The organism is Sphingopyxis microcysteis, assembly GCF_012274265.1.
GTDB classification, from domain to species: Bacteria; Pseudomonadota; Alphaproteobacteria; order Sphingomonadales; family Sphingomonadaceae; genus Sphingopyxis; species Sphingopyxis microcysteis.
On the sequence record NZ_JAANYY010000003.1, the window covers coordinates 547,100 to 570,073 of the forward strand.

Sequence of the window (22,974 nt, forward strand, 5' to 3'; positions counted from 1 at the left end):
CACGAACGGATCAAGCTAAGCGGCTCGCGTTTTTATAGCCCCTCGGCAATCGCCACCAGCGCGCGGTCGACCGCTGCGGTCGCCTGGCTGTCGGTGCCGTTGGGCATGTCGTTCGCCAGCACCGAAAAGATCAGCGTCTTGCCACTTTTTGTCGTGAGATACCCCGACAGCGCGCGCGAGGCGTTGAGCGACCCCGTCTTGGCGAATAATTTGCCTTCGAGGATCGTCCCCTTGAACCGGTTCTGCAGCGTCCCGTCGCGCCCCGCGATCGGCAGCGTGTCGCGCCACGCCATGCTCCACGGCTGGCGTGCGATCCAGCTGAGCAGGCCGACCGCGGCGCGCGGGCTCATTCGGTTGTAGCTCGACATGCCCGACCCGTCCGAAAAGTCGTAGCTGGTTTCGGCGACCCCGGCCTGCGTCATCAACTGCCGCACCGCCGCCCGACCGTCGGCGATCGAACCGCTGCCCACCTGCCGCGCCACGCGGCGCAACATCAGTTCGCTGTGCAGATTCTGGCTCTCCTTGTTGATCCGCACCATATTTTCGGCGAGCGGCGGCGCGGGCAGTTCGGCGAGCATGGCAGGTTCGGTCGGCACGGCGGCCGCGGCGCCGTTGCGCTTTTCGGGATCGTCGGCGGCAGTCAGCGGCCGGTGCCGCACCTCGATCGCGCCATCGACGCGGACGCCGCGCGCCTTCAGCAGTTCGCCGAGCCGCCACGCGGCATAATGCGCCGGATCGTCGATGCCATAGCGCAGCGTCAGCGGCGCGGCCTCGGCGCCGACGGTGCCGGTGAGGCGGAGGACACGGCTGTTCGGCATGCGATCGGCCTCGATCGCTTCGGCCTTGCCCGCGACCGTGGTGACCCGGTTGTCGATGACGTAGTAGCCAGAGGTCTCGATCGTCGGCGCGGCGCCGATCGCGCCCGGCGCCAGCTTCACCACCAGCTCATTGTCGTCGAGGGTCAGCGCCGAATTGCCGGTGCCATAGCGCGAGACGATATTGTTCCAGCTCATCCCCGGGCTCCAGCGCTCGTCGGGTAGCCAGCTGTCGTCGCCGACGATGTTGCGGACCGTGCGGGTCTTTGCCGCCACCGCATCGGCGAGCATCTGCAGGCAGTCGGTCTTGCAGTCGTCGGCGCTCGACAGCAGCGGGTCGCCGCGTCCGTGGAGGATGACGTCGGTCGCGCCGCCGCCGGTTTCGAGTCGCACCCCGGTGCCTTTGGCGCTCTGTTGGAGCAGCGGCAGCCGGGCATAGCCGACCGCGGTCGTGAACATCTTGGTGTTCGATGCCGGGATGAAGCGCTGGTCGGGGTCGATCGCCAGCAGCACTTCGCCCTCGAGCGTCGTCACCAGCAGCCCGAACCGCGACCCCGCCGGGGCGGCCGCCAGCGTCTGTTCGACCGTCGTGAGCAGCGGTGCGGGCGCGGGAACAGCAGGCGTGCGGGCGTGAACGGGGGCGATCAGCAGTGCCAGGGCAAGGGCCGGAGCGAGCGGTTTGAGCGCGGTTTTCATCTTCTCTCCTGAGCATCCCATGCGGCGACAAGCTGTTCGCCGACGACGGGGCGTAGTGCGGCGATGCCGCTGTCGAAGTGGCGGGTCGGATGGACCCGGTTGGTGAGCAGCGTCCAGCCAAGGCCGCGCTCGAAGTCGATCCAGAGGCCGGTGCCGGTGAAACCGGTGTGACCGATGGTATCGGCCGAACAGCCGCTCCCGCCGTGCCAGCCCGCGAACGCGCGCTCCCAGCCGCAGGTGCGGTGGCGCTCATCCGCGGTGCGAATTTCGCGCAGCATCGCGGGCGACAAGAGCTCCCCGGCGAGCAGCGCGCGCGCAAAGCCGAGCACGCCGTCGACAGTGCCGGACATCCCCGCATGGCCCGGCGCGCCGCCGAGCGCATAGGCGTTTTCGTCGTGCACCTCGCCCTTCAGCACCCGCCCGCGCCATTGACAATGCTCGGTCGCGACCGCCGGGCCGGGGGGCGGGCCGAAGCCGAGCCCTTCACCGAGTGGCCAGTCCGCGAGCGAGGCGCCGGTCAGCCGCTCGATCGCGATCCCGAGCAGGATGAAGTTGATGTCCGAATAGACCGGCGGGCCGTGCCGCCATTCGCGCTGGAGAACAAAGGCGCGCAGCCGCGCCGGATCGTCGCCATAGGTGTAGATCGGCTCGACCGCGGGCAAGAAGCTGCGGTGCATCAGGCAGTCGCGAAAGGTCAGCCGCCGCTCGGCTGCGTTCGCGACATCATATTGGCGCAGATCGGGGATCGCATCGGTCAAGGGGCGGTCGAGGTCGAGGCGGCCCTGTTCGGCCAGTTTGAGGATCATCGTCGTCGTCGCGACGACCTTGCTGAGCGAAGCAAGGTCGAACCAATGCTCGCGGGTCAGCGGCTCGGGCTCGGGAACAAGCGCGGCCATGCCCGCGAAACGCACCTCGCTGTCGCCATCGATAGAAACCATGCCCAGCGCCGCGCCGGGGATCCGCCCGGCGTCGACCGCGGCCACCACCGGCGCAAAGGCGGCGTCGATCATGGCCGATCGTCCGCGCGCGGCCTGGCCCGCGCGATCAGCGGCAGGAACAGGATCGCCGCCAGGCTGATCACGCCCGAGGCGAGGAAGAACAGGTCAAAGCCATTGTACCCCGCTGCATCGAGCCGCCCGACCACCGTGCCGCCCGCCCCCGACAACAGTCGGGGCAACAGGAAGGCGAAGCCCGACAGAAAGGCATATTGCGCGCCCGGATAACGCGGGTTCACCAGCATCGACAGATAGACGACAAAGATGGCGCCAGCCATCCCATTGCCGAACTGGTCGGCGGCGGTCGCGATATAGAGCAGGGCCTGGTCGTGCGGCTGGTGCGCGAGCCAGACGAAGCCGAAATTGCCGAATGCCGCGAACAGCGCCCCGATCGTCAGGGTGATGCCGAACCGCCAACGCGTCGTCATCCATCCGCCGAGCCCGACGCCGACGATGCTGGCGGCCAGCGCCACCACGCCGTCGGCCCAGCCGATCTCGGTCTTGGTATAGCCGAGCCCGAGGATCATCGGCTTCGACAGGTTGAGCGCCAGCACGTCGCCCATGCGATAGATGGACACAAAGGCCATCAAGGCGATGGCGAGGCCGCCATAGCGCCAGAAGAAATCGACATAGGGACCAATCGCCGCCGAGTTGCGGAGCGGCGAATCGGGCGCGGCGCCGCGGATGCGCGGCAGCATCGCGGCCATCGCCAGAAAGGGCAGCATGGCGATGCCGAGCACCCAGGGGGTGACGTTGGTCGCGGCGCTGATGCCAAGATTGGCGGCGGCACCGAGCAACACCCAGCCGACCGCCGCAACCAGCGCAGCGAGCGCGAGCAGGATCGCCGCGCTGGTCACCAATCCACCCATCAGCGCGGCGGCACGGCCGCGCGTGCCGCGCTGTTCGGGCGGGAGAGCGGCGAGGATCGGCAGCGGGACGAAAGCCGCGACCGCGATGAGCAGATAGGCCGCGGTCCAGCCGGGCGCAATGCCGAACGACTGCAGCGTCGGCGCGAGGCTGCCGCCGACGTCGGCGAACAGCAGCGCCCCGCTGCCCGCGGCGACCATCGCCGTGCGATAGCCCCACAGGTTCGCGGCGGCGAGCGGCCCCTGCAATTCGGGCGTCGGCCCCAGTTCGACCCGCCAGGCGTCGGCGGCAACCTCCAGCGTCGTCGTCCAGAAGGCGAGTAGAACCGCGAACAACGCGGTCAGCGCCAGACTGTCGTCGGCGGACGTGAACGCCATCGCCACCAAAGCGGTCACGATGCCGAGCTGCGACAGCATGATCCAGCCGCGCCTTTTGCCCCAGAAGCGCGTGAAGCCCGGCACCGCATAACGATCGAGCAACGGCGCCCACAGGAATTTGAAGGTCGGCAGCAACTGGACCCAGGCGAAGAAACCGATGATTGCCAGCGCGACGCCATGATCGGTCAGCCGCACCGCCAGCACGGTCGAGAACATGTAAAACGGCAGCCCAGCGGAAAAGCCGAGCATCAGATAGAGGATGCGGGCGCGGCGCTGTGCCGACCGGGCGTCGTGATCGCTCACAAATGCCGCCGCGGGCGCATCGGCATCGAAGGCCATGGCGGTCATTTGCCGACCTCGGGCTCGATCGCCTGTTCCCACCGGCCGACGACGCTGGTCACCGTCAGGTTCGCGCTCGCGCTCGCCACGGTGCGCGTCATGTCGAGCAGGCGATCGAAGGGCAGGACAAAGCCGACGACGAGCGCGGTCTGTTCGGGCGACACCCCGACCGCCGACAAGACCGCCGCGAGCATGAACAGCGACGCCGAAGGGATCGGCGCGGTGCCGAACGCCGCGAGCGCGCCGGTGAGCAGGACGATCGCGAGCATCGGCAGGTCAGGTTCAACCCCCACCGCCTGCAAGGCAAAGATGCTCAGCAGCCCGACGTACATCGCGGTGCCGTCCTTGCCGATGCTGGCGCCGATCGGCAGCACGGTCTTGGCGACCCCGGGCGCAATCCGCAGATCGTCGAGCGCGATGCGCAGCGCCACCGGCAGCGTGGCAGCGGAGGATGCGGTCGAGAAGGCGACGGCGAGCGCGTCGACGATCGTGCGATAGAAGCGCAGCACCGGGCGCCGCACGACAAAGGCGATCAGCGGGACATGGACGAGCAGGATTTGCAGCACGACCCCCGCCGCGACCGCGACCGCCAGCCAGCCGATATTGGCGAACACCGCGACGCCGTTGTCGGCGACCGCCTTGGCGATCAGCGCGAGGACGCCAAAGGGGGTGACCTCCATGACGATGCGCACCAGGTGGAACAGCACCTGCCCCGCCGATTGCAGCAAATCGGCCATCGGACGCCCCTGCTCGCCCGCCAGAATGACGCCGAAGCCCAGCAGGATCGAGAAAAAGATGATCGCCAGCATGTCGCCGTCGACCAGCGACTGGACGATATTGACCGGGACGATGCCGACCAGCTGGTCGTGGAGCGATTTGGGTTCCCCCAGCGCGTGCGGCGCGGCGCTGCCCAGCGCGGCGCCCTGTCCGGGCTCGAGCAGCAGCCCGACGACGATACCGATCGACACCGCGCAAAAGGTTGTGAAGGCGAACAGGCCGACGGTGCGCGCGCCAACCGAGCCGAGCTTGCGCGGATCGGCAAGCGCGGTGACCCCCGACGCAATGCTGATAAAGACAATCGGGACGACGAGCATCCGGATCAGCCGGACGAACAATTCGCCGATGATCGCGATCGCCGAGGCCGCCGCGGGCCACAGCAGCCCCAGCGCCACGCCGATCACCATCGCGCCCAACACGCGTTGCCACAGGGGCACCGCAAACCAGCCGCGAAGAAAAACTGTCATCGGCCCTGTTGCCCCGATCCCGTCAAATCCCGCCCCAAAATCCGGGCTGCGGCGGCGACAGCAGGCCATTGGCACCGCGGACACCCCCGGCCCGATCCTCGGCAAGCCAGAGCGGTCCGTCAAGGTCTGCGAAGCTGCTGGTTGCGGCGATTGCCCACGCCGGGGCGATCGACAGCGACGAACAGATCATGCAACCGGTCATGACATCCAGCCCGCGCGCGCGCGCCGCCGCGGCCAGTTCGAGTGCCCCGGTTAGTCCGCCGGTCTTGTCCAGCTTGATGTTCACGACGCCATAGCCATCGGGCAGCGTATCGAGATCGGCGGCGACGTGCACCGCTTCATCGGCGGCGATCGGGATCGCCGAACGGAACCCGGCGAGGTCGCCGTCGGCATCGGCGGGCAGCGGCTGTTCGAGCAGATCGATACGCAGATCGGTCAGCAGACCCTGCAAATCGCGGACCTCGGCGATCGTCCAGCTTTCATTGGGATCGACGATCATCTTCGGTCCCGGCGCCGCGGCACGCACCGCGGTCAGCAGCGCCGCGGGGTCGTTGCGGTCGACCTTCACCTTCAGCAGCGGTGCATCGGCGAGCGCGGCGGCGGCGGCCGCCATGCGGTCGGCGGTGTCGAGGCTGATCGTCATTGCGGTGACAATCGGGCGCAGCGGGCGGTCAAGATCGAGCGCCGTCGCCAGATCGCTGCCCGCAAGTTGCAGTTCGAGGTCCCACAGCGCGCAATCGACCGCATTGCGGGCCGCGCTCGCGGGCATCAGCTGGAGCAAGGCCTGCCGATCCAGCCCCTGCTCGATCGCACCGCGCAGGCTTTCGATCGCGGCCACCGCGCTTTCGACGCTCTCGCCATAGCGCGGATAGGGAACGCCTTCGCCGCGGCCCGTCATGCCATCCTGGCCGATGGTCACGGTCACCACGTCGGCGGCGGTCTTGACCCCGCGCGAGATGCGAAAGGGGGCGTGCAGCTTGAACGTCTCTGCAAAGACGGTGAGGGTGCGCGGCATGGTCGGCAAGGTCAGGCGGTTGCCGCGACGGCAGGCGAAGGGGCAGTCACGCCGAGCAGCCGATCGAGGATCGCCTCGACCCCGAAGCGATAGGGATCGCTGGTCGGCAGGGCGAATTCGGCCGCGGTCGCGGCGCAGAGCGCGCGCGCATCATCCTCGGCCATGGCCGACGTGTTGAGCGCGATGCCGACGACGCGGACATCGGGATTGGTCAGCTGCGCAACGCGGACGTTTGCCTCCAGCGTTTCAGCGATGCCGGGCAGCGGATAATGCGGCAGGCCCCGCATATGCGGGCGCACCGGATCGTGGCAGAGGACGAGTGCGTCGGGCTGTGCCCCGTGCAGCAGCCCCGTCGACACCCCGGCGAAGGAGGGGTGGTAAAGCGAGCCCTGCCCCTCGATCAGGTCCCAGCCATCGTCGCTGCGCCCGGGTGAAATCTGTTCGATCGCCCCCGAGATGAAGTCGGCGACCACCGCGTCGAGGGGAACGCCGTCGCCCGCGATCAGGATGCCGGTCTGGCCGGTGGCGCGGAAATCGGCGGCAACGCCGCGCTTTTCGAGCGCGCTGGCGAGGCAGAGCGTCGTGTACATCTTGCCCACCGAACAATCGGTGCCGACGGTCAGCAACCGCTTGCCCGCCCGCTTCTTGCCGTTGCCGATCGGGATGTCGGGGCGCGGGTCGCGCACGTCATGGAGCTTGCGGCCGAGCCGCGCCGCCGCCGCGATCAGCCGCGGTTCGGCATTCAGCCGGTGGTGCAGCCCCGATGCGATATCGAGCCCGGCCTCCATTGCGGCCAGCGCGTCGACGACCAGGTCCTCGCCCAGCTTGCCGCCCGCATTGGCAATCCCCAGCACCAGCGTCCGCGCCCCCGCCGCGCGCGCCGCGGCGAAATCCATGCGCGGCAGGTCGAGCGTCAGCGGACAATCATCGTGGCGATACTCGCCGACGCAGATGTCGGGCCGGAACACGGCGAGACCGCGCGACGTCTTGATATCGGCGGGATCCTGCGAATGGCCAAGGTAAAGAAGATAGGGTGTGTCGATCATGGCTCAGAGCAACCTGCGGGACGATGAAAGGACCAACTCTACCGCCACCCGTCGCATTGCCCCAATATCCTGCGCCTCATATCCTATAGCCTGATGCTATAATCCCTCGATCACCGTGGCGAGTTCCTCCAGAAACGCCGATGCCGTTTTTGACGGCGGGCGGTTCTGCAAATAGACCGCGTTGATGTCGAATGTGATCGCGGGCTGCAGCGGGCGGCTGGCGAGGCCGGGCGACAGCTCCGCATGGGCGGTGAAATTGTCGACGATCGCCATGCCGACCCCGGCGCTGACCAGCGCCGCCGCGACATAATAGGTGCGCGCCGACACCACTTCGTCCAGCTCGACCTCCAGACGGCTGAGCTCGCTCGACAGCATCCGGCCGATCGGGCCGCCCTGCACCGGGCTGATGAATTTCTGCCCGCGCAGCTGATCGAGATGCAGGCGCGGCGGCGCGGCGGGCATGTCCTCTTCGCGGTAGATCACCACCAGCTCGCCCTCGCCGATCACCTGATGCGCGACGGGGGCCGAGAGCGGCACTTCGAAACTGATCGCGATGTCGGTTTCATGTTCATAAAGCTTGCGCACCATCTCGTCATGGTGGAGCGTCTGAAGGTCGAACATGATATCCTCATGATCGGCCAGAAACCGCGCCACCGCCGCGGGGATCGCGCCCAGCCCCAGCGAGGGGAGCGCCGAGATGCGCAGCAGCCCGCCGCGCCCGTGGCGCAAATTCTGGCACGCCTGACGCAGCGAGCGCACCCGGTCCTGGATGTCGGACACTTCGGCGAACAGGGTGTGCGCGTCCTGCGTCGGGATCAGCCGCCCTTTCGAGCGTTCGAACAGCGTCAGCCCGATCGATCGTTCGGCGTGGCGCAGTACCTTCGTCACCGACGGCTGCGACACGTTGAGCGAGCGCGCGGCGGCGCTGACCGTGCCGTGCAGAAACACCGCGTGGAAAATCTCGATCTGGCGAAGGTTCATGTCGTGACGGTCCCAAGCTGCGTGCGCGGGCCGCTCCAGCCCAATTTGACGCCTTATGCCATTGGGTTATAGGCGCCGCAACACCCTCCTCTGGACGCCGGGGCGGTGTTCGGGACATCTTCGGCGCCGGAATAGTCCCCGGTGGCCAGCGCTCGCCATCGTCACCTGTCGTTCGTACAAAGGACCACGCCGATGCCGTCAACTGTCTCCTTCCCGATGCGCCGCGCCATCGGCGCACTGGCGGCAGGCGCGGCGCTGATCGCCGTGACCGGCGCCACGGCGCGTACCGACAAGGCGGTCGACGTCATCATCCGCGGCGGCACCATCTATGACGGCAGCCCCGACAAGCCCGTCGTCGGCGATGTCGCGATCCGCGGCGACCGGATCGTCGCAGTCGGCCGCATCGGCAATATCGCGGCGCGGCGGGTGATCGATGCGAAGGGGATGATCGTCGCGCCCGGCTTCATCGATCCGCATACGCATGCCGACAGCTTCCTCCGTTCGACCGACCCGGCGGTGCGCGTCAATGCCGCGTGGCTGCATCAGGGAGTAACCACCGTGATGATCGGGGTCGATGGCAATGGCACCCCCGACGTCGCGGCGGACAGCGGCAAACTCGCGGCGTCGGGAATCGGCACCAATATCGTCCCCTTCGTCGGCTTTGGCCCGGTACGCCAGCGCGTGCTGGGGCAGGACGCGCGCGCGCCGAGCGCCACGGAGCTGGACGCGATGAAGGCGCTGGTCGCGAAGGGAATGTGCGAAGGCGCGGTCGGGCTGTCGGCCGGGCTCTTCTATGCCCCGCAAAGCTTTGCCACGACCGACGAAGTCGTCGCGGTGGCGCGCGAGGCAGCGATCCGCGGCGGGCTGTACGACACCCACCAACGCGACGAATCGAGCTATAGCATCGGCCTGCTCGGGTCGGTGGAGGAAGCGATCGCGATCGGGCGGCGCGCCGGGATGCCGGTGCATTTCGCGCATCTGAAAGCGCTGGGGGTCGATGTTCATGGTCAGGCGGGGGCGGTGATCGCCGCGATCGATGCGGCACGGCGGACGGGCATGGAGGTCACCGCCGATCAATATCCCTGGCTGGCGTCGGGGTCGAACCTCGATGCATCGCTGTTGCCGCGCTGGGCGGTCGATGGTGGCGGCGCGGCGCTGCTGAAACGCCTCGACGATCCGGCGACGCTGGCGCGGATCCGCGACGAAATGCAGGAAAATCTGCGGCGGCGCGGCGGGCCGGGCGCGTTGCTGCTGATCGCCGAGGGCTTTCCCTGGACCGGCAAGACGCTGGCAGCGGTCGCCGACGAGTGGAAGATGGACAGCCGCGACGCCGCGCTGCGCATCATCCGCCAGAGCATCGAGGCAAAGATCGGCGGCCAAAAGGGCGGCGGTACCGCGGTCGCGTCGTTCAACATGGCGCAGGCCGACGTCGACGTGCTGATGCAGCAGCCGTGGATGGTGACATCGTCCGACGGGTCGGACGGACACCCGCGCATGTTCGCGACCTTTCCCGAAAAATACGCGCGCTATGTCCGCGAACGCCGGGTCATCGACGTGGCGACCTTCATCCGTCAATCGACCGGCCGCACCGCCGACATCTACAAGCTCGACCGGCGCGGCTATCTGCGTCCCGGCTTTTTCGCCGACATCGTCGTGCTGGATCCTGCGGGATATGCGCCGCGCGCCGATTATGTCCGCCCGCGCGAATTGAGCGTCGGCGTGCAAAGCCTGTTCGTCAACGGCGCGCTGGCGCTCGACGAGGGCCGCACCACCGGCGTTACCGCAGGCCGCGCGCTGCTCCGGCCCCGCCCGCCGGGCTGCCCCGGCTAGTTGAAGCGGAAATCCGTCTCGCGCCAAGCCTCTTGCGAAGTCGGCGTGCGCTAGCCGCCCAGTGCCAGCCACAACAGCAGGCGCGCGCGCCGCGCCGCGCCCACCGCGACCGCGGCGCGTTCCGCCGCGCCGTCGGCTTGCCGCCGCGTTTCCAGCGCCGCCGACAAGTCGGCCAGCCCGGCGCGAAAGCGGCTTGCGGTCAGGGCGTCGCTGCGCGCCAACAGCGCCGCCTCCTGCGCCGCCGCCGCCGCGCGCGCGTCGGCGGCGGCAATCAATCGATAAGCCGACTCGGCATCGCCCAAGGCGGTGAATACCGTCGCACGATATTGCTGAAAGGCGAGCTTCTTGTCCGCCGCCGCACCATCGATCTCCGCGGAAATCCGGCCAAAATCAATAAGCGGCCCCGCGATTGCAGCGGCGAGCGACCCGATGATCGAATCATCGTCGAACAACTGGCCCGGGCTGAATGCCAACAGGCCCAGCGTGCCCGACAGCGTCAGGCGCGGAAACCGCCGCGCGGCGGTCGCCGCCAGATCGGCGTCGGCCGCGGCGAGCCGCGCGGCTGCGGCCACGACATCGGGACGGCGGACGAGCAGGTCGGACGGCAGCGCGGCGGGCGCCGATGGCAACGCCTGCTCACCATGCGACGCATCCAGCTGCGCCTCAACCCATGCGGCATCGCGCCCGGTGAGCGTTACCAGGCGCCCGACGATGGTGCCCCGTTCGGTATCGAGCCCCGCCAGACGGCTCCGCGATGCGCTCGCCACGCTTTCGGCGCGCACGCGGTCGGCGCCCGGCGCAAGGCCGGCGGTCGATCGTGCGGTGGCCAGCGCAATCAGACGCTCGGCCGATGTCAGGTCGCGCTGAAGCGATGCCGCACGCGCGTCAAGGCTTCGCCAATCGACCACCAGCGACGCGATATCGGCGATCAGCGCGATCCGGACCGCGTCGGCGTCGGCGGTCGCCGCATCGAGCCGCAACGATGCGGCGCGCTGTTCGGACCGCAAGCGACCGAAGATGTCCGGATCCCAGCGCGCGCTGAGCGAAGCGCCATAAGCCGTCTGATCGGGATCGATCGAAATGCCGGGCGGCAGGCTGGCGCCGAAGCTCCCCGGATTGCTGCGGCTCGTCTCGATCGACGCCGACGCGTCCAATTGCGGCGCGCGTTCGGCGCGGGCGCGGCGCGCGGCGGCGCGGGCGCGTTCGATCCGCGCCGCCGCCTCACCGAGCGAGGGTGCTTCGGCGATCGCCGCGGCCTGTAGCGCCAAAAAAGCAGGATCGTCACTCGGCAACAAAGCCGCCAAAGACCCGGCGCGAGCAGCATCGGGCGCGCCGGAAAAGGTCGCAGGAATCGGCGGCGTCGGCGTCTCCACCGTCGGCGGTGACCCGGCGGCGCACCCTGCCAGCAGCGCCGCGGCGAAGAACAGGGGCGCGCTGCGCGTCACTTCCTGGCTCCGGAGGGGGCTTTCGCCGGGATGAAAGCATCGACCTGCTGCCCGACGCGGAAGAGGTCGCTGCCCGCCGGAAGCGCATAGATGATCTGCATCACGCGCACATCGACGCGTTCGGCGGCGCTGTTGGTCAGCGAGCGTTTCGGCACCACCAGCGGTTCGGCGCGAACGAAGCGCGCGGCGACCTGGCGCTCGGCGGCGCCGCGCGGCGACACGATGGCATTGGCCCCCAACGCGACATCGGCCGCCTGATCCTCGTCGATATCGATGCGGACATGCAGCGGGCGCGTTTCGCCCATGCGGATATAGGGTTCGGCATTGCCGCCCTGCGGCCCGCCTGCCTGCACATATTCGCCCGGGCGGATATTCACCGCCAGGATCTCGCCAGCGATCGGCGCGCGCACCGCCAACCGGGCCAGTTCGGTGCGCGCGCTGCCGGCCGCCGCGCTCGCCGCGGCAAGGCGCGCCCGCGCCAGCGCGAGCCTGCTCGTTGCTGCCGCGGCTTCGCCTTCGGCCCGCACCACTTCGGTCCGGCTGACCGCTTCGGCATCGTCAACCTGGCGATACAGTGCGAGCTGGCGCTGCGCAGTGATGCGCGCCGCATCGGCCTCCCCGATCGCCGCGCGCGCTTCGCCGATCGCGGCCTCCGCTTCCGCCAAACGTGCGCGCACGGCGCGATCGTCGACGGTGAACAGCAAGTCACCCTTGGCGACATAGGCGCCCGGCTGCACGTTCAACTGCATCACCAGCCCCGACAAGGCCGTGCCGACATCGACGATCTCGCTCGACGGCTCGACAACCCCCGCCCCCGCCACGCGCGCGCTGTTGGCGAGCGCCCCGGTCGCCCGCGGCGGCGTCTGCTGCGGCGGTTCGAGCTGCCGGTCGGGGAGCCCGCTCGCGATGAAGATCACCGCGATCACCAGCCCCAGCAAGGCGATCGCCGGCAGGATCTGGCGGGCGAAGTTCAGATTGGCAAAGCGTCGGGTCATGGCGTCAATGGTCCTTCGGCATGTCGCGGCCGTCGTGGGTGATCCGGCCGTCCTCGAGCACGAGGATGCGATCGGCGAGGTCGAAAATGCGGTTGTCGTGGGTGACGATGATCACCGATCGGTCGTCGGCGAGCGCCACCTCGCGCAGCAAGTCCATCACGCGCCGCCCGGACCGCGCGTCGAGCGCCGCGGTCGGTTCGTCGCAGACGATCAGGCGCGGCTGGTGGACCAATGCGCGCGCGATCGCGACGCGTTGCTGCTGACCGCCCGACAATTGGTTGGGCAGCTTGTCGGCCTGAGCGGCGATGTTCAGCGCGGCGAGCAATTCGATCGCCCGCTCGCGGGCCTCAAGCCGGTCCATTCCCTGCGCGATCAGCGGCACGGCGGCATTCGACGCCGCGTCGATCGCCGGGATCAGATTATATTGCTGGAAAATGAAACCGACGTTGCGCAGCCGGAAATCGACCAGATCGCTGTCGCTGAGGCGATAGATGTCGGTACCGAACAGTCGCACTTCGCCCTCGGTCGGCCACAGGATGCCGCACATGATCGAAATCAGCGTCGTCTTGCCCGATCCCGACTCCCCGACCAGATAGGTGAGCTCGCCGGCGCGCACGTCGAGGTCGATGCCGTGCAGCACCCGGATCGTCTGCTGCCCCGCGGTGAAGTCGCGCGCGACACCGCGCGTCGAAATCGCGGCGATCGCCGTCGCTGTGTCGGCGGCGGCGCTCACCGGAACACCGCCGCGGGTTCGGTCTTGAGCACCCGGCGCAGCGCAATCCAGCCGGTCAGCGCTAGGATCAGGGCGACCGCGACCAAGCTGATCAGCGGCACTTGCCAGGGGATATAAAAGCCCTTGAAGGTCGGATTGCTGGAAAAGCCCCAGATAAAGCCGACGGTGCCGAGAACGCCAAGCCCATAGCCGATCAGGCCGACCATCGCCGCCTGCGCCGCGACCATGCGGCGGATCTTGGCATTATTCACCCCGATCGCCTTCAGCGCCCCGAATTGTTTGATATTGTCGCGGATGAACAGGCTGAAGGTCAGGCCGACGATCGCCACCCCGACGACAAAGCCGAGCAGCACCGTAATCCCGAAATTCAGCGGAATGCCGGTGTTCTCGATGATGAAATCGACCCCATCGCGTGCGAATTCGTCGCGGGTGCGGGCGCGCAGCCCCGTATCTTGGGTGATCCGCGTCGCGAGCGCCTTCGCGTCCACCCCGGGCGCGGCGCCGACCAGCACAAAGCTCAATCGGTTGCGCGTACCGGGCACGAAATTGAGCGCGCGGCTATAGCGGGTGTAGAGCGTGACCTGGCTGGTAAAGCTGGGGATCGCATCGGCGACCCCCATGATCACCGCGCGCTGGTCGTTCAGTTCCAGCCGCTCGCCGACGGGGTCATATCCTTCCGGGAAAAAGCGCGTCGTCCCGACATCGTCGATCACCACCGCATCGGGCCGCTCGAGCACATCGGCGGCCCCCGACGCCATCCGGCGCGGCAAGCCGATCAGCGTCGCGTCATCGACCCCGATGACCGACACGCCTTCAAGGTCGCCTTCCTTCGTCCGCACCGACGCCGCGGCGCGCAGGTGCGGCACCGCCCATTCGACCCCCGCCACCGACCGCACCCGATCGAGCGCCGTTGACGGCATCGGCAGATTGACGTCGGTCGTGCGGCTGACCGGGTCCATCACCCAGACATCGGCCGACGGGACGTTGTAAACGCCGCTGGCGCCGCGCTCGATCAGGTTGACGAAAATCGTCAGCTGCTGGGTGATCAGCAGGGTGGAAAATGCGATGCCGAACAGCAGACCATAAAATTTGGTCGCGTCGCCGGTCAGCATTCGGATTGCGATCCAGACCATCGGGGGAGAGCCCTTTTTTCCTCACCGCTTGCAACCGCTCCGCTTTGTGAACATTATTGAACGGTCGCGTATAAGTGAACGGAAGCGTACAGTTTGTCAATCGCCCCCAAAACGAATCTTGGCCGCCCGGCCGATCTCGCCAAGCGCGAGGCCATTCTGGTCGCAGCCAGGGATGCGTTTTTTGAACATGGCTATGGCGCCGCTGCGATCGAACAAATTGCCGCGGCCGCGGGCGTGTCCAAGGTGACGGTCTATAATCATTTCTCGGACAAGCAGGGGCTGTTTACCGCGGCGATCGAACGCGAATGCGAACGGATGCGCAGTCATTTTTCGATCGAGCGTGACGGGACGACCTCGCTGCGCGATCGCCTGCTCCATATCGGCCACGCCATGGTGGCCTTTTTGTCGCGGCCCGAGATGGTTCAGTTCGAACGCCGCATCGCCGCCGAAACCGAGCGCAACCCGGAAATCGGCCTCGCGTTCCTGAACGCCGGTCCGCGGCGGATGAAAGCGACGATGGCGGCATTTCTGACCGCCATTTCCCAAAGCGGAGCCCTTGCCATTCCCGACCCCGCCCTCGCCGCCGAGCAATTTGCGGCCATGTGCAAGGGCTTCGGCGACGTCGAACTCCGCTTCGGCGCGCCGCCGAGCGCCCAATCAACCCAACGCCGGGTCGAGGCTGCGGTCGATGCCTTTTTGAATATCTACGGCGGGGGTCGGTAGGCTAGTCTGCTTCGTGGATGCCCGTATATCTGGCGGCGCGGCGCGCTGTGCTGTAGCGACATTCCATGGATCTCTATTCGCTCGTCAAAACGCTGCACATCTTGAGTGCGACGATCGTGTTCGGGACGGGGATCGGGATCGCCAATTTCATGTTCTTCGGAAGTCGTAGCCGCGTTCCGGTCGAGCGCGCCTTTGCCGCACGCCTGACGGTGAAGGCGGATTTTCTGTTCACCCTGCCTGCGGTCATCATCCAGCCGCTGAGCGGTGCGTGGCTGGTGTGGCACGGCGGCTTCCGGTGGGACGATTATTGGCTGGTCGTCACCTATGGCCTCTATTTGCTGGCGGCGCTGTGCTGGGTGCCGGTCGTGTTCATTCAGATTCGCATGAAACGGCTGCTGGAAGCGTCCGCACGGGGCGAGGCAATCGATGAAGCGGCCTATGATCGGCTGTTTCGCAAATGGTTCATCCTGGGCTGGCCGGCGTTCGGCGGGCTGGTCGTCATTTTTTGGCTGATGGTCACCAAACCGACATGGTAGCCCGCGTCCTGATCATCGGTGGCTATGGCAATTTCGGCAGCTATATCGCGCGCAGCCTTGCCAGTGACGCGAGCATCCGCCTGCTGATCGGGGGACGCTCGGCGGCCAAGGCAAAGGCGTTTTCGGCGTCGCTCGAACCCGCTCATGTCGCCGAGGGTCATGCGATCGACATCGATGGCGACCTCACCGAAGCGCTGGGGCGAATCGCGCCAGACATCGTCATCCACACCACCGGGCCTTTCCAGACCCAGGATCACCGCGTCGCGCGGGCGTGCATCGCACAGCGCTGTCATTATATCGACCTCGCCGATGCGCGGGCGTTCGTGGCGACGATCGGCCGGCTCGATGCCGAAGCACGAGCGAAAAATCTGCTGGTGGTCAGTGGAGCCAGCTCGGTCCCCTGTCTGACGGCAGCGGTAATCGATGCCTATCTCCCGTCGTTCGCACGGCTCGAGGCGGTCGATTACGGCATCAGCGCGGCGCAGCACACCAATCGCGGTCTGGCAACAACCTCGGCGGTGCTCAGCTATGTGGGCAAACCGATCGAGATGCTGCGCGATGGCGCGATGAAAACCGTCCATGGCTGGGAAGACACGCATGTCGTCCGCTATCCCGGGCTTGGCACCCGTCTTTTCGGCAATTGCGATATTCCGGACCTGGCATTGTTTCCCGAACGCTATCCCACGCTCCGGTCGATGCGCTTTTGCGCCGGGCATGAGCTGAAAACGCTCCATATCGGCACGCGCATGCTGGGCGCGCTGGTCCGGTTGGGGCTGATCGGATCGCTCAGCAACCATGCCGGATCGCTGCTCAAGCTCGCTTTCGCATTCGATCGCTTCGGCTCGGGACAAAGCGGCTTTCATATGTTCCTGCGCGGCATAGGTCATGGCGGCGATCCGCAGCAGCAACGCTTCTGGATCGTCGCGCGGTCGGGCCATGGGCCCTACATCCCGTGCATGCCGGCAATCCTGCTGGCCAGGCGGCTGGCAAGGGGTTGGGCGATAAGACCCGGCGCAACGCCCTGCGTCGATCTGATCGATCTCGACAGCTACCTCGGCGCGCTGTCAGATCTCGATATCGAGGTCATTCGGGATGAGATCAATGCCTGACGTCTCAAAACAGCCGTTCAGCTATCGCCATGATCCGGCGGTTCCCGATTTCGATGATCGCAAAGCGCTGTTCGTGTTCGATGGCATCTGCGTGCTGTGCTCGGGCGGCGCGAGCTGGATCATGCGAAATGACGGCAGGGGGCTCGTCAATTTCACGCCCGCGCAGGAAGCGCTGGGCCAGGCGCTCTATGCCCATTACGGCATTGATATGGACGAGAGTTATCTGCTGATTGCAGATGGGTCCGCCTATACCGCGTCGCGCGGCTATCTGGAGCTCTGCCGGATATTGGGGCGCTGGTGGCACGCCCTCCGCATGTCCGCCGTCATCCCTGAACCCCTGCGCGACTGGCTCTACGCCCTGGTCGCCCGCAACCGATATCGCTGGTTCGGCAAGGCCGACTATTGCGCGCTTTTGACCAAAGAGCAGCGCGAGCGATTGCTTTAGGAAGCGCGATCCCACCTCTATCGTCGTCTGATAGCAGATTGCAGGCTTTTGGCTGCGTCACACCAAAAATGCACACAAGCTCATCCCCGGGCGCGACAAGCAAAGCGATTGCCGAAAAGGTCAGCCGCGACCCGACGATCCGCAATAATCATCTCGCTGCCAGCGTCACGGCCATGGATGCATATCCCGACCGCCGGATCCCGGCTCAAATTCCTTGACGCATCCTAGCCTCTTGAGCCGGATCCCGCGATCCCGGACAAAACTTCGATATTTTGCCCGAAATGCCGCTTCATAGCCTCGTCGGCTTCGACCGGGTTTCGCTCGAGAATTGCCTGCGCAATGCGCGCGGGCGGTCGCTGAGCATATAGAGACCGCATGATGGACGCACTCCAGATCAATGACCCACCCCGCGCAACTTGCGCTCTTGCCGTTTGCTCGCTGAAAGCTGCCGAGCTGCAATCGGTCAAAGGTAGCCCCATTTTCAGTTACGTAGCTGCCGATCCCCGCCGAGAGACTCTGGCCATTGTCGCGCCCGGTCGAGCAAGCAGTATCGCTACGAGCCTGCCCACTCGACCATGATTGCCCCGTCAGGTCGTTCGACGAAGCGAAAGCCCGCTCCCAGAAAGCGCTCGACGAGCGCTGCCGCCGTTAGCGTATGCTGACTCAGTTTTACCGTTGAAAAGGACCCGCCCCTCGCCATCGCGAAGGGAAGCAGCAATTGGTCTTGCAGGTAAGGGCCGGCGAAAGCCTCACACGCCAAATATCCCGCTATCCGCCGCGCCGCAGTTTTGGCTAGGCGTTCGGCGGGAATTCCGATTTTGCCAAAAGCCGACATTACCTCGGTCACATGATCGAATTCGGCTTCGAGCAATAGCGCATTGCCCGGCCCCTGATCAGCGGGAAGCTGGCGGATGCCGAAGGCATCGGCGGGCCAGTCGGCAAGCGTCTTCGCCGCGGTCTTGAGCTCGCGATCGCCGACGTCGAAAGGAACCCCCGCTATGATCGCGGTCGCGGAGACGCGGCGCAGGGCACCGCGCTCGACGCATTCGATCGCGCGCAGCGGCGCCGGCGCGATGTCGATCTCGACGCGCCCGCCGCCGCGCGGGAAGAAGCCGTGGCGCACCAGCCGCGCGGTAACGGTCGGTCCCATGCGGTTGATGACGGACAGCAGCGTACGCTCGATGAACTCGAAGGGCGGCGCGGCCATCGCATGCGTCCCGCCCTCGAGTACGAGCCGCGACGGCGCATCGGCCAGCATCAGCGGCACCATGACCGTCTGCAGGACGAGCGCGGTGCTGCCCGCGGTACCGACCGCGAAATGATAGTCGCCGGGCGTGATCCGCCCCGGCCGGAACGAGATGCTGTTCGACCCCACCGCGAGCCCCGAGCATTCGGCGCCACCGATGACGCACGCAGCCTCGATCGCGGTCACATGCTGGCGCATCAGCCCCGGCTTCTCGCGTCCCCCGCGAATATTCTCGATCGTGAAGGGCTCGCCGGTCAGCAGCGACAGGGCGCACGCATAACGCAGCACCTGCCCCCCACCTTCGCCTTCCGATCCGTCGATTGTGATCATGTTCTTTGCTTACCTGTAAAATCCTGCCGACCAAGGCATCGGCCAAAACATCCAAATGTCGGGCTTGCGGCGGTCCGATGTTCCGATCCCGAAGTCCCCTCGGCCCACTTCGATGTCGCTGAACGCGGCGCGGAGATGGCGCAGCTGCGCATTGCCCAACGACATGACCAGCCGCGCTTCGGTGACCTCCATGGTCAAATCGCGCTTATCGGGATCGAAGACAATTCGCATGGACGTGAAGCCATCGTGCCGAGGTTCACCATAGTTGGGAACCGCCCAAATCGCGTCAGTCATCCGTCCGAGCGTCCAGGTCCGATGACAAGTCTCGCCGCCCGCCATCCGGTCGATGAGATTGCGGAACGAACGGCATCCGGCGGGATCGCCGGTGAAATGCCATTCGCCCGCATGCTTGCTGTTTTTCGGATAGCGCCAGACGAATATCTGACCCTCCTGCCGCCACTCGGCCACCCAATCGCGCATGTCAGCCCCCGACGATAGCGGCGTGAAGGGGGATCACCCTTTCACGCACACCACCTGCTTCAGCGTATGGACGATCTCGACGAGGTCGGCTTGCGCCGCCATCACCGCCTCGATCGGCTTGTACGCCTTGGGCGTCTCGTCGATGACGCCTTCGTCCTTGCGGCATTCGACGCCCGCGGTGTCGGCGATATGCTCGTCGAGGGTGACGAGCTTTTTCGCCGCGGTGCGGCTCATGACGCGGCCCGCGCCATGGCTGCAGCTGTCGAAGCTTTCGGCGTTGCCCAGCCCGCGCACGATGAACGATTTCGCGCCCATCGAACCCGGGATGATCCCCATCGTGCCCTTCGCCGCGCGCACCGCCCCTTTTCGGGTGACGAGCACATTTTCGCCGAAGTGATTCTCGCGCGTCACATAATTGTGATGGCAGTTCACCGCCTCGGCCTCGGCCTCGAAAGGCTTGGCGATCTGGAGTCGGAGCGCGGCGATGACATTCGCCATCATCATGCGCCGGTTCAGCGCCGCAAAGTCCTGCGCCCAGCCGACCGCCTCGACATAATCGTCGAAATGGTCGGTCCCTTCCGGGAAATAGGCGAGGTCTTCGTCGGGCAGGTTGATGAACCACCTGCGCATCTCCTTCTTCGCCAGTTCGATGAAGTAGGTGCCGATCGCATTGCCGACGCCGCGTGACCCCGAATGCAGCATCACCCACACCCGCCCCTCGGTATCGAGGCACAGCTCGATGAAATGGTTTCCCGTTCCGAGCGTCCCCAGATGCGTCAGGTTGTTGGTGTTCTTCAGCCGCGGATGCTTGGCGACGATACGGCCGAAGCGTTCGGCCAGCGTCGCCCAGGCGTCGACGATTGCTCGCGGGGGATCGCCCCACGAGCCCGTGTCGCGCTTGCCGCGTCCGACCGACCGGCCGTGCGGCACCGCCGCCTCGATCGCGCTGCGAATACCCTCCAGATTGTCGGGCAGGTCGTGCCCCATCAGCGTCGTGCGCGCCGCCATCATGCCGCAGCCGATGTCGACTCCGACCGCGGCCGGGATCACCGCGCCTTTGGTCGGGATCACCGATCCGACCGTGGCGCCGATCCCGACATGGACGTCGGGCATCGCGGCGACATGCTTGAACACGAACGGCATCTGCGCCGCCTTGCGAAGCTGCGCGCGCGCCATGTCCTCGACCGGAACCCCGCGGGTCCACATCTTGACCGGGCGTCCGCCCTCGACGTTCAGCACTTCATAGCTCGTCTGGGTCATGGCTGACCTCCTCTTCGCTTCCTTGGGGCAGCGCCGTAGCAATGGCGAGCCCTTGAATCCTTCCACGTCGTTTGGGCGCTTGGGGGCGACCGGCCCATTCCGGCCACCCCTCTTCCCGCGTCGTACCGGGGGACGTGAACCCCGGCACCGAACATAATGCAGAAGCCGTGCCAAACGGCTTGCCGATACCAAAATTTGGATCATCATTTTGATAAATTGCAATATTTTCTGAAACGAAAAAATCAGTCCCGCGAAACAAACTGAATTTTGAGATATGATTGTATCGTTCATTATAAATTTATATAAGAATGACATGAAGCCGCTGACCGTTCTTGGATTTCTGGGTTCGACCCTCGACGCGGGCAAGTTCGACGCCGGACGCTGGAACAAGTGGCGGCCGAGCGTGAGCATCTGCATGCAGGAGGATCTGCGCGTCGATCGCTTCATCCTGCTCCACGGCAGCCATCACCGCCGGCTGGCCGAAATCGTCGCGAAGGACATCGCCGACGTATCGCCTGAGACCGCGGTCGTCCCGCATACCCTCGACTTCGACGACGCATGGGATTTCGAGGAGGTCTACGGCAAGCTGCTCGACTTCGCGCGCGGCTTTCCCTTCGATCCCGACGCGGAAGATTATCTGATCCACATCACGACGGGCACCCACGTCGCGCAAATATGCCTCTTCCTCCTGACCGAGGCGCGCTACCTGCCGGGACGTCTCCTGCAGACGCAGCCACAGCGCGGCGCACCGCAACCGGTGGGCATCTGGAACAGCATCGATCTCGACCTCTCGCGCTACGACAGTATCGCGACGCGCTTCGCCGAGGCCAGCGCGGAGAGCGCGAGCTTTCTGAAAAGCGGGATCGAAACGCGCAACCCCGCCTTCAACCGCATGATCGAGGAGATCGAACAGGTAGCAGTCCGTAGCCGCGCGCCGATCTTGCTCATGGGACCGACCGGTGCGGGCAAGAGCCAGCTGGCGCGGAAGGTCTATGAACTGAAGAAGCTTCGTCACCAGCTCGGCGGCCCGTTCGTCGAGGTCAATTGCGCGACGCTGAAAGGCGACAGCGCAACCTCGGCGCTGTTCGGCCATCGCAAGGGCGCCTTTACCGGCGCCGCGCAGGACCGTCCCGGGCTTCTCAAGAGCGCCGACAAGGGCTTGCTGTTCCTCGACGAGATCGGCGAGCTCGGGCTCGACGAACAGGCGATGATCCTGCGCGCGATCGAGGAAGGGCGGTTTCTGCCGGTCGGATCCGACAGCGAGACCCGAAGCGATTTCCAGCTGATCGCGGGCACCAACCGCGATCTCGTCGAACAGGTGCGCAAAGGCCGCTTTCGCGACGACCTGTTCGCGAGGCTGAACCTCTGGACCTTTTCGCTTCCCGGCCTCGCCGAACGCCGCGAAGACATCGCACCCAATCTCGATTACGAGCTCGAACGCTTCGCCGAGCGTGAAGGGTCGCGGGTCACCTTCAACAAGGAAGCGCGCGAACGATATCTGGCCTTCGCGGAGGGCCACGACGCGAAGTGGCAGGGAAATTTTCGCGATCTCGCCGCCAGCGTCACGCGAATGGCGACGCTCAACACGACCGGGCGGATCGACGTCGGCGCCGTCGATCTTGAGATCAAGCGCTTGGGCACTACTTGGCACACCGACAAATCTGAAGCTGATGTTTTCGACCGGATTCTCGGCAGAGACCAGCTGGCCGAGATAGATCCATTTGACCGAGTGCAACTGGCCTTCGTCGTTAAAACCTGTCGTGCATGCCGATCGCTGTCGGAAGCAGGGCGGCAACTGTTCGCGGCGTCTCGCGAGCTGCGTACGAGCACGAATGACGCGGATCGCCTTCGCAAGTATCTGGCTCGCTTTAATCTGACGTGGACCGATCTTCAGCAACCGGTCGGCGGGTACCGATAGTCCCCGTCGAGCGCGGCTTTCAGAAATCAAAACCCTACATGCACTTTCGGCGGCAGAGACTCTGCTCTTTCGGAGCCTAATTCGCGGCAAATTTCCCTTGTAATTTCAGTCTCTCGGGCGCGCAATCAGGACGCCAGATCCCTGTAACCTGCGGGAATGTGGGGAAGAAATTTCCCGTTCTAAGTTGCTGTTTTTAAATGATAAACTTGGTGGAGGCCCGAGCCGGAATCGAACCGGCGTGCACGGATTTGCAATCCGCTGCGTCACCACTCCGCCATCGGGCCTCATGCCAGATACCGCATCCGTCGGGGATGGGCCGGGGGTTGGACGGCGCCGCTAGTGAGGGGGTTTCGCCGCCTTGTCAAGGATTCGCCCGCGCGGCCGTCCCGATGCGATGATGCAGGCTTGGCGGCACC

At 66.1% G+C, this 22,974-nt stretch carries 20 protein-coding genes and 1 tRNA gene; 6 read left to right on the top strand and 15 right to left on the bottom strand.

Features of this window, described 5'->3' with window-relative positions:
* Positions 1-32 precede the first annotated feature (32 nt).
* From dacB to G9408_RS10400, 7 genes are all read right to left on the bottom strand, one after another.
* Positions 33-1,511, bottom strand: a complete 1,479-nt coding sequence (dacB, locus tag G9408_RS10370) for a D-alanyl-D-alanine carboxypeptidase/D-alanyl-D-alanine endopeptidase (protein WP_168453909.1) — start codon at positions 1,509-1,511, stop codon at positions 33-35.
* A complete protein-coding gene (locus tag G9408_RS10375) occupies positions 1,508-2,521 on the bottom strand; it encodes a serine hydrolase domain-containing protein (protein ID WP_168453910.1) in 1,014 nt (337 codons plus the stop codon). The genes dacB and G9408_RS10375 overlap by 4 nt, the downstream gene beginning before the upstream one ends.
* Entirely contained in the window at positions 2,518-4,098 is a 1,581-nt protein-coding gene (locus G9408_RS10380; RefSeq protein ID WP_235957679.1) for an MFS transporter, read from the bottom strand. The genes G9408_RS10375 and G9408_RS10380 overlap by 4 nt, the downstream gene beginning before the upstream one ends.
* Positions 4,095-5,333 (bottom strand): dicarboxylate/amino acid:cation symporter, encoded by a 1,239-nt coding sequence (locus G9408_RS10385; RefSeq protein WP_168453911.1) that lies wholly within the window; start codon positions 5,331-5,333, stop codon positions 4,095-4,097. Before G9408_RS10385 ends, G9408_RS10380 begins: the two co-directional genes overlap by 4 nt.
* A gap of 22 nt (positions 5,334-5,355) precedes the next feature.
* Positions 5,356-6,348, bottom strand: coding sequence for an N-acetyl-D-Glu racemase DgcA (gene dgcA, locus G9408_RS10390; protein ID WP_168453912.1), 993 nt, complete (start codon positions 6,346-6,348; stop codon positions 5,356-5,358).
* 11 nt (positions 6,349-6,359) lie between these two features.
* A complete protein-coding gene (gene dgcN, locus G9408_RS10395; RefSeq protein WP_168453913.1) occupies positions 6,360-7,394 on the bottom strand; it encodes an N-acetyltransferase DgcN in 1,035 nt (344 codons plus the stop codon).
* A 96-nt stretch (positions 7,395-7,490) separates the two neighbouring features.
* Positions 7,491-8,375 (bottom strand): LysR family transcriptional regulator, encoded by an 885-nt coding sequence (locus G9408_RS10400; protein WP_168453914.1) that lies wholly within the window; start codon positions 8,373-8,375, stop codon positions 7,491-7,493.
* Positions 8,376-8,591: 216 nt separating this feature from the next.
* Here G9408_RS10400 and G9408_RS10405 point away from each other — a divergent pair, with 216 nt between their 5' ends.
* A complete protein-coding gene (locus tag G9408_RS10405) occupies positions 8,592-10,205 on the top strand; it encodes an N-acyl-D-amino-acid deacylase family protein (RefSeq protein WP_168454113.1) in 1,614 nt (537 codons plus the stop codon).
* Positions 10,206-10,255: 50 nt separating this feature from the next.
* Here the strand turns inward: G9408_RS10405 and G9408_RS10410 are convergent, their stop codons facing one another.
* The 4 genes from G9408_RS10410 to G9408_RS10425 are packed head-to-tail and all read right to left on the bottom strand — an operon-like array spanning position 10,256 to position 14,511.
* Entirely contained in the window at positions 10,256-11,650 is a 1,395-nt protein-coding gene (locus tag G9408_RS10410; protein WP_328804441.1) for an efflux transporter outer membrane subunit, read from the bottom strand.
* On the bottom strand, positions 11,647-12,645 hold the full coding sequence (locus G9408_RS10415; RefSeq protein ID WP_120215109.1) for an efflux RND transporter periplasmic adaptor subunit: 999 nt from the start codon (positions 12,643-12,645) through the stop codon (positions 11,647-11,649). Before G9408_RS10415 ends, G9408_RS10410 begins: the two co-directional genes overlap by 4 nt.
* 4 nt (positions 12,646-12,649) lie before the next feature.
* A complete protein-coding gene (locus tag G9408_RS10420; protein WP_328804442.1) occupies positions 12,650-13,378 on the bottom strand; it encodes an ABC transporter ATP-binding protein in 729 nt (242 codons plus the stop codon).
* Complete coding sequence (locus G9408_RS10425; RefSeq protein ID WP_168453915.1) at positions 13,375-14,511, bottom strand: ABC transporter permease; 1,137 nt, start codon at positions 14,509-14,511, stop codon at positions 13,375-13,377. Before G9408_RS10425 ends, G9408_RS10420 begins: the two co-directional genes overlap by 4 nt.
* A 93-nt stretch (positions 14,512-14,604) precedes the next feature.
* On the opposite strand from G9408_RS10425, the gene G9408_RS10430 reads away from it, so the two are divergent.
* The 4 genes from G9408_RS10430 (at position 14,605) to G9408_RS10445 (ending at position 17,324) form a co-directional block, all read left to right on the top strand.
* A complete protein-coding gene (locus tag G9408_RS10430) occupies positions 14,605-15,234 on the top strand; it encodes a TetR/AcrR family transcriptional regulator (protein WP_210423312.1) in 630 nt (209 codons plus the stop codon).
* A gap of 65 nt (positions 15,235-15,299) precedes the next feature.
* A complete protein-coding gene (locus G9408_RS10435; RefSeq protein ID WP_168453916.1) occupies positions 15,300-15,770 on the top strand; it encodes a DUF2269 family protein in 471 nt (156 codons plus the stop codon).
* A complete protein-coding gene (locus G9408_RS10440; protein WP_168453917.1) occupies positions 15,764-16,879 on the top strand; it encodes a saccharopine dehydrogenase NADP-binding domain-containing protein in 1,116 nt (371 codons plus the stop codon). The genes G9408_RS10435 and G9408_RS10440 overlap by 7 nt, the downstream gene beginning before the upstream one ends.
* Positions 16,872-17,324, top strand: coding sequence for a thiol-disulfide oxidoreductase DCC family protein (locus G9408_RS10445; RefSeq protein ID WP_168453918.1), 453 nt, complete (start codon positions 16,872-16,874; stop codon positions 17,322-17,324). Before G9408_RS10440 ends, G9408_RS10445 begins: the two co-directional genes overlap by 8 nt.
* A gap of 553 nt (positions 17,325-17,877) precedes the next feature.
* Here the strand turns inward: G9408_RS10445 and rtcA are convergent.
* Genes rtcA through G9408_RS10460 form a run of 3 tightly spaced genes read right to left on the bottom strand, consistent with a single transcriptional unit; the run spans position 17,878 to position 20,640 of the window.
* Positions 17,878-18,900, bottom strand: a complete 1,023-nt coding sequence (gene rtcA, locus G9408_RS10450) for an RNA 3'-terminal phosphate cyclase (RefSeq protein ID WP_168453919.1) — start codon at positions 18,898-18,900, stop codon at positions 17,878-17,880.
* Between the two features lie 9 nt (positions 18,901-18,909).
* Positions 18,910-19,380 carry a hypothetical protein gene (locus G9408_RS10455; protein WP_168453920.1) on the bottom strand — a complete coding sequence of 157 codons (471 nt, stop codon included), beginning with the start codon at positions 19,378-19,380 and terminating at the stop codon, positions 18,910-18,912.
* Positions 19,381-19,413: 33 nt separating this feature from the next.
* A complete protein-coding gene (locus tag G9408_RS10460; RefSeq protein ID WP_168453921.1) occupies positions 19,414-20,640 on the bottom strand; it encodes an RtcB family protein in 1,227 nt (408 codons plus the stop codon).
* Between the two features lie 313 nt (positions 20,641-20,953).
* Between G9408_RS10460 and rtcR the strand changes: the two genes are divergently transcribed.
* Positions 20,954-22,558, top strand: coding sequence for an RNA repair transcriptional activator RtcR (gene rtcR, locus G9408_RS10465; protein WP_168453922.1), 1,605 nt, complete (start codon positions 20,954-20,956; stop codon positions 22,556-22,558).
* A gap of 210 nt (positions 22,559-22,768) precedes the next feature.
* Here the strand turns inward: rtcR and G9408_RS10470 are convergent.
* Positions 22,769-22,842 (bottom strand) — tRNA-Cys (locus G9408_RS10470).
* Between the last annotated feature and the right edge of the window lie 132 nt (positions 22,843-22,974).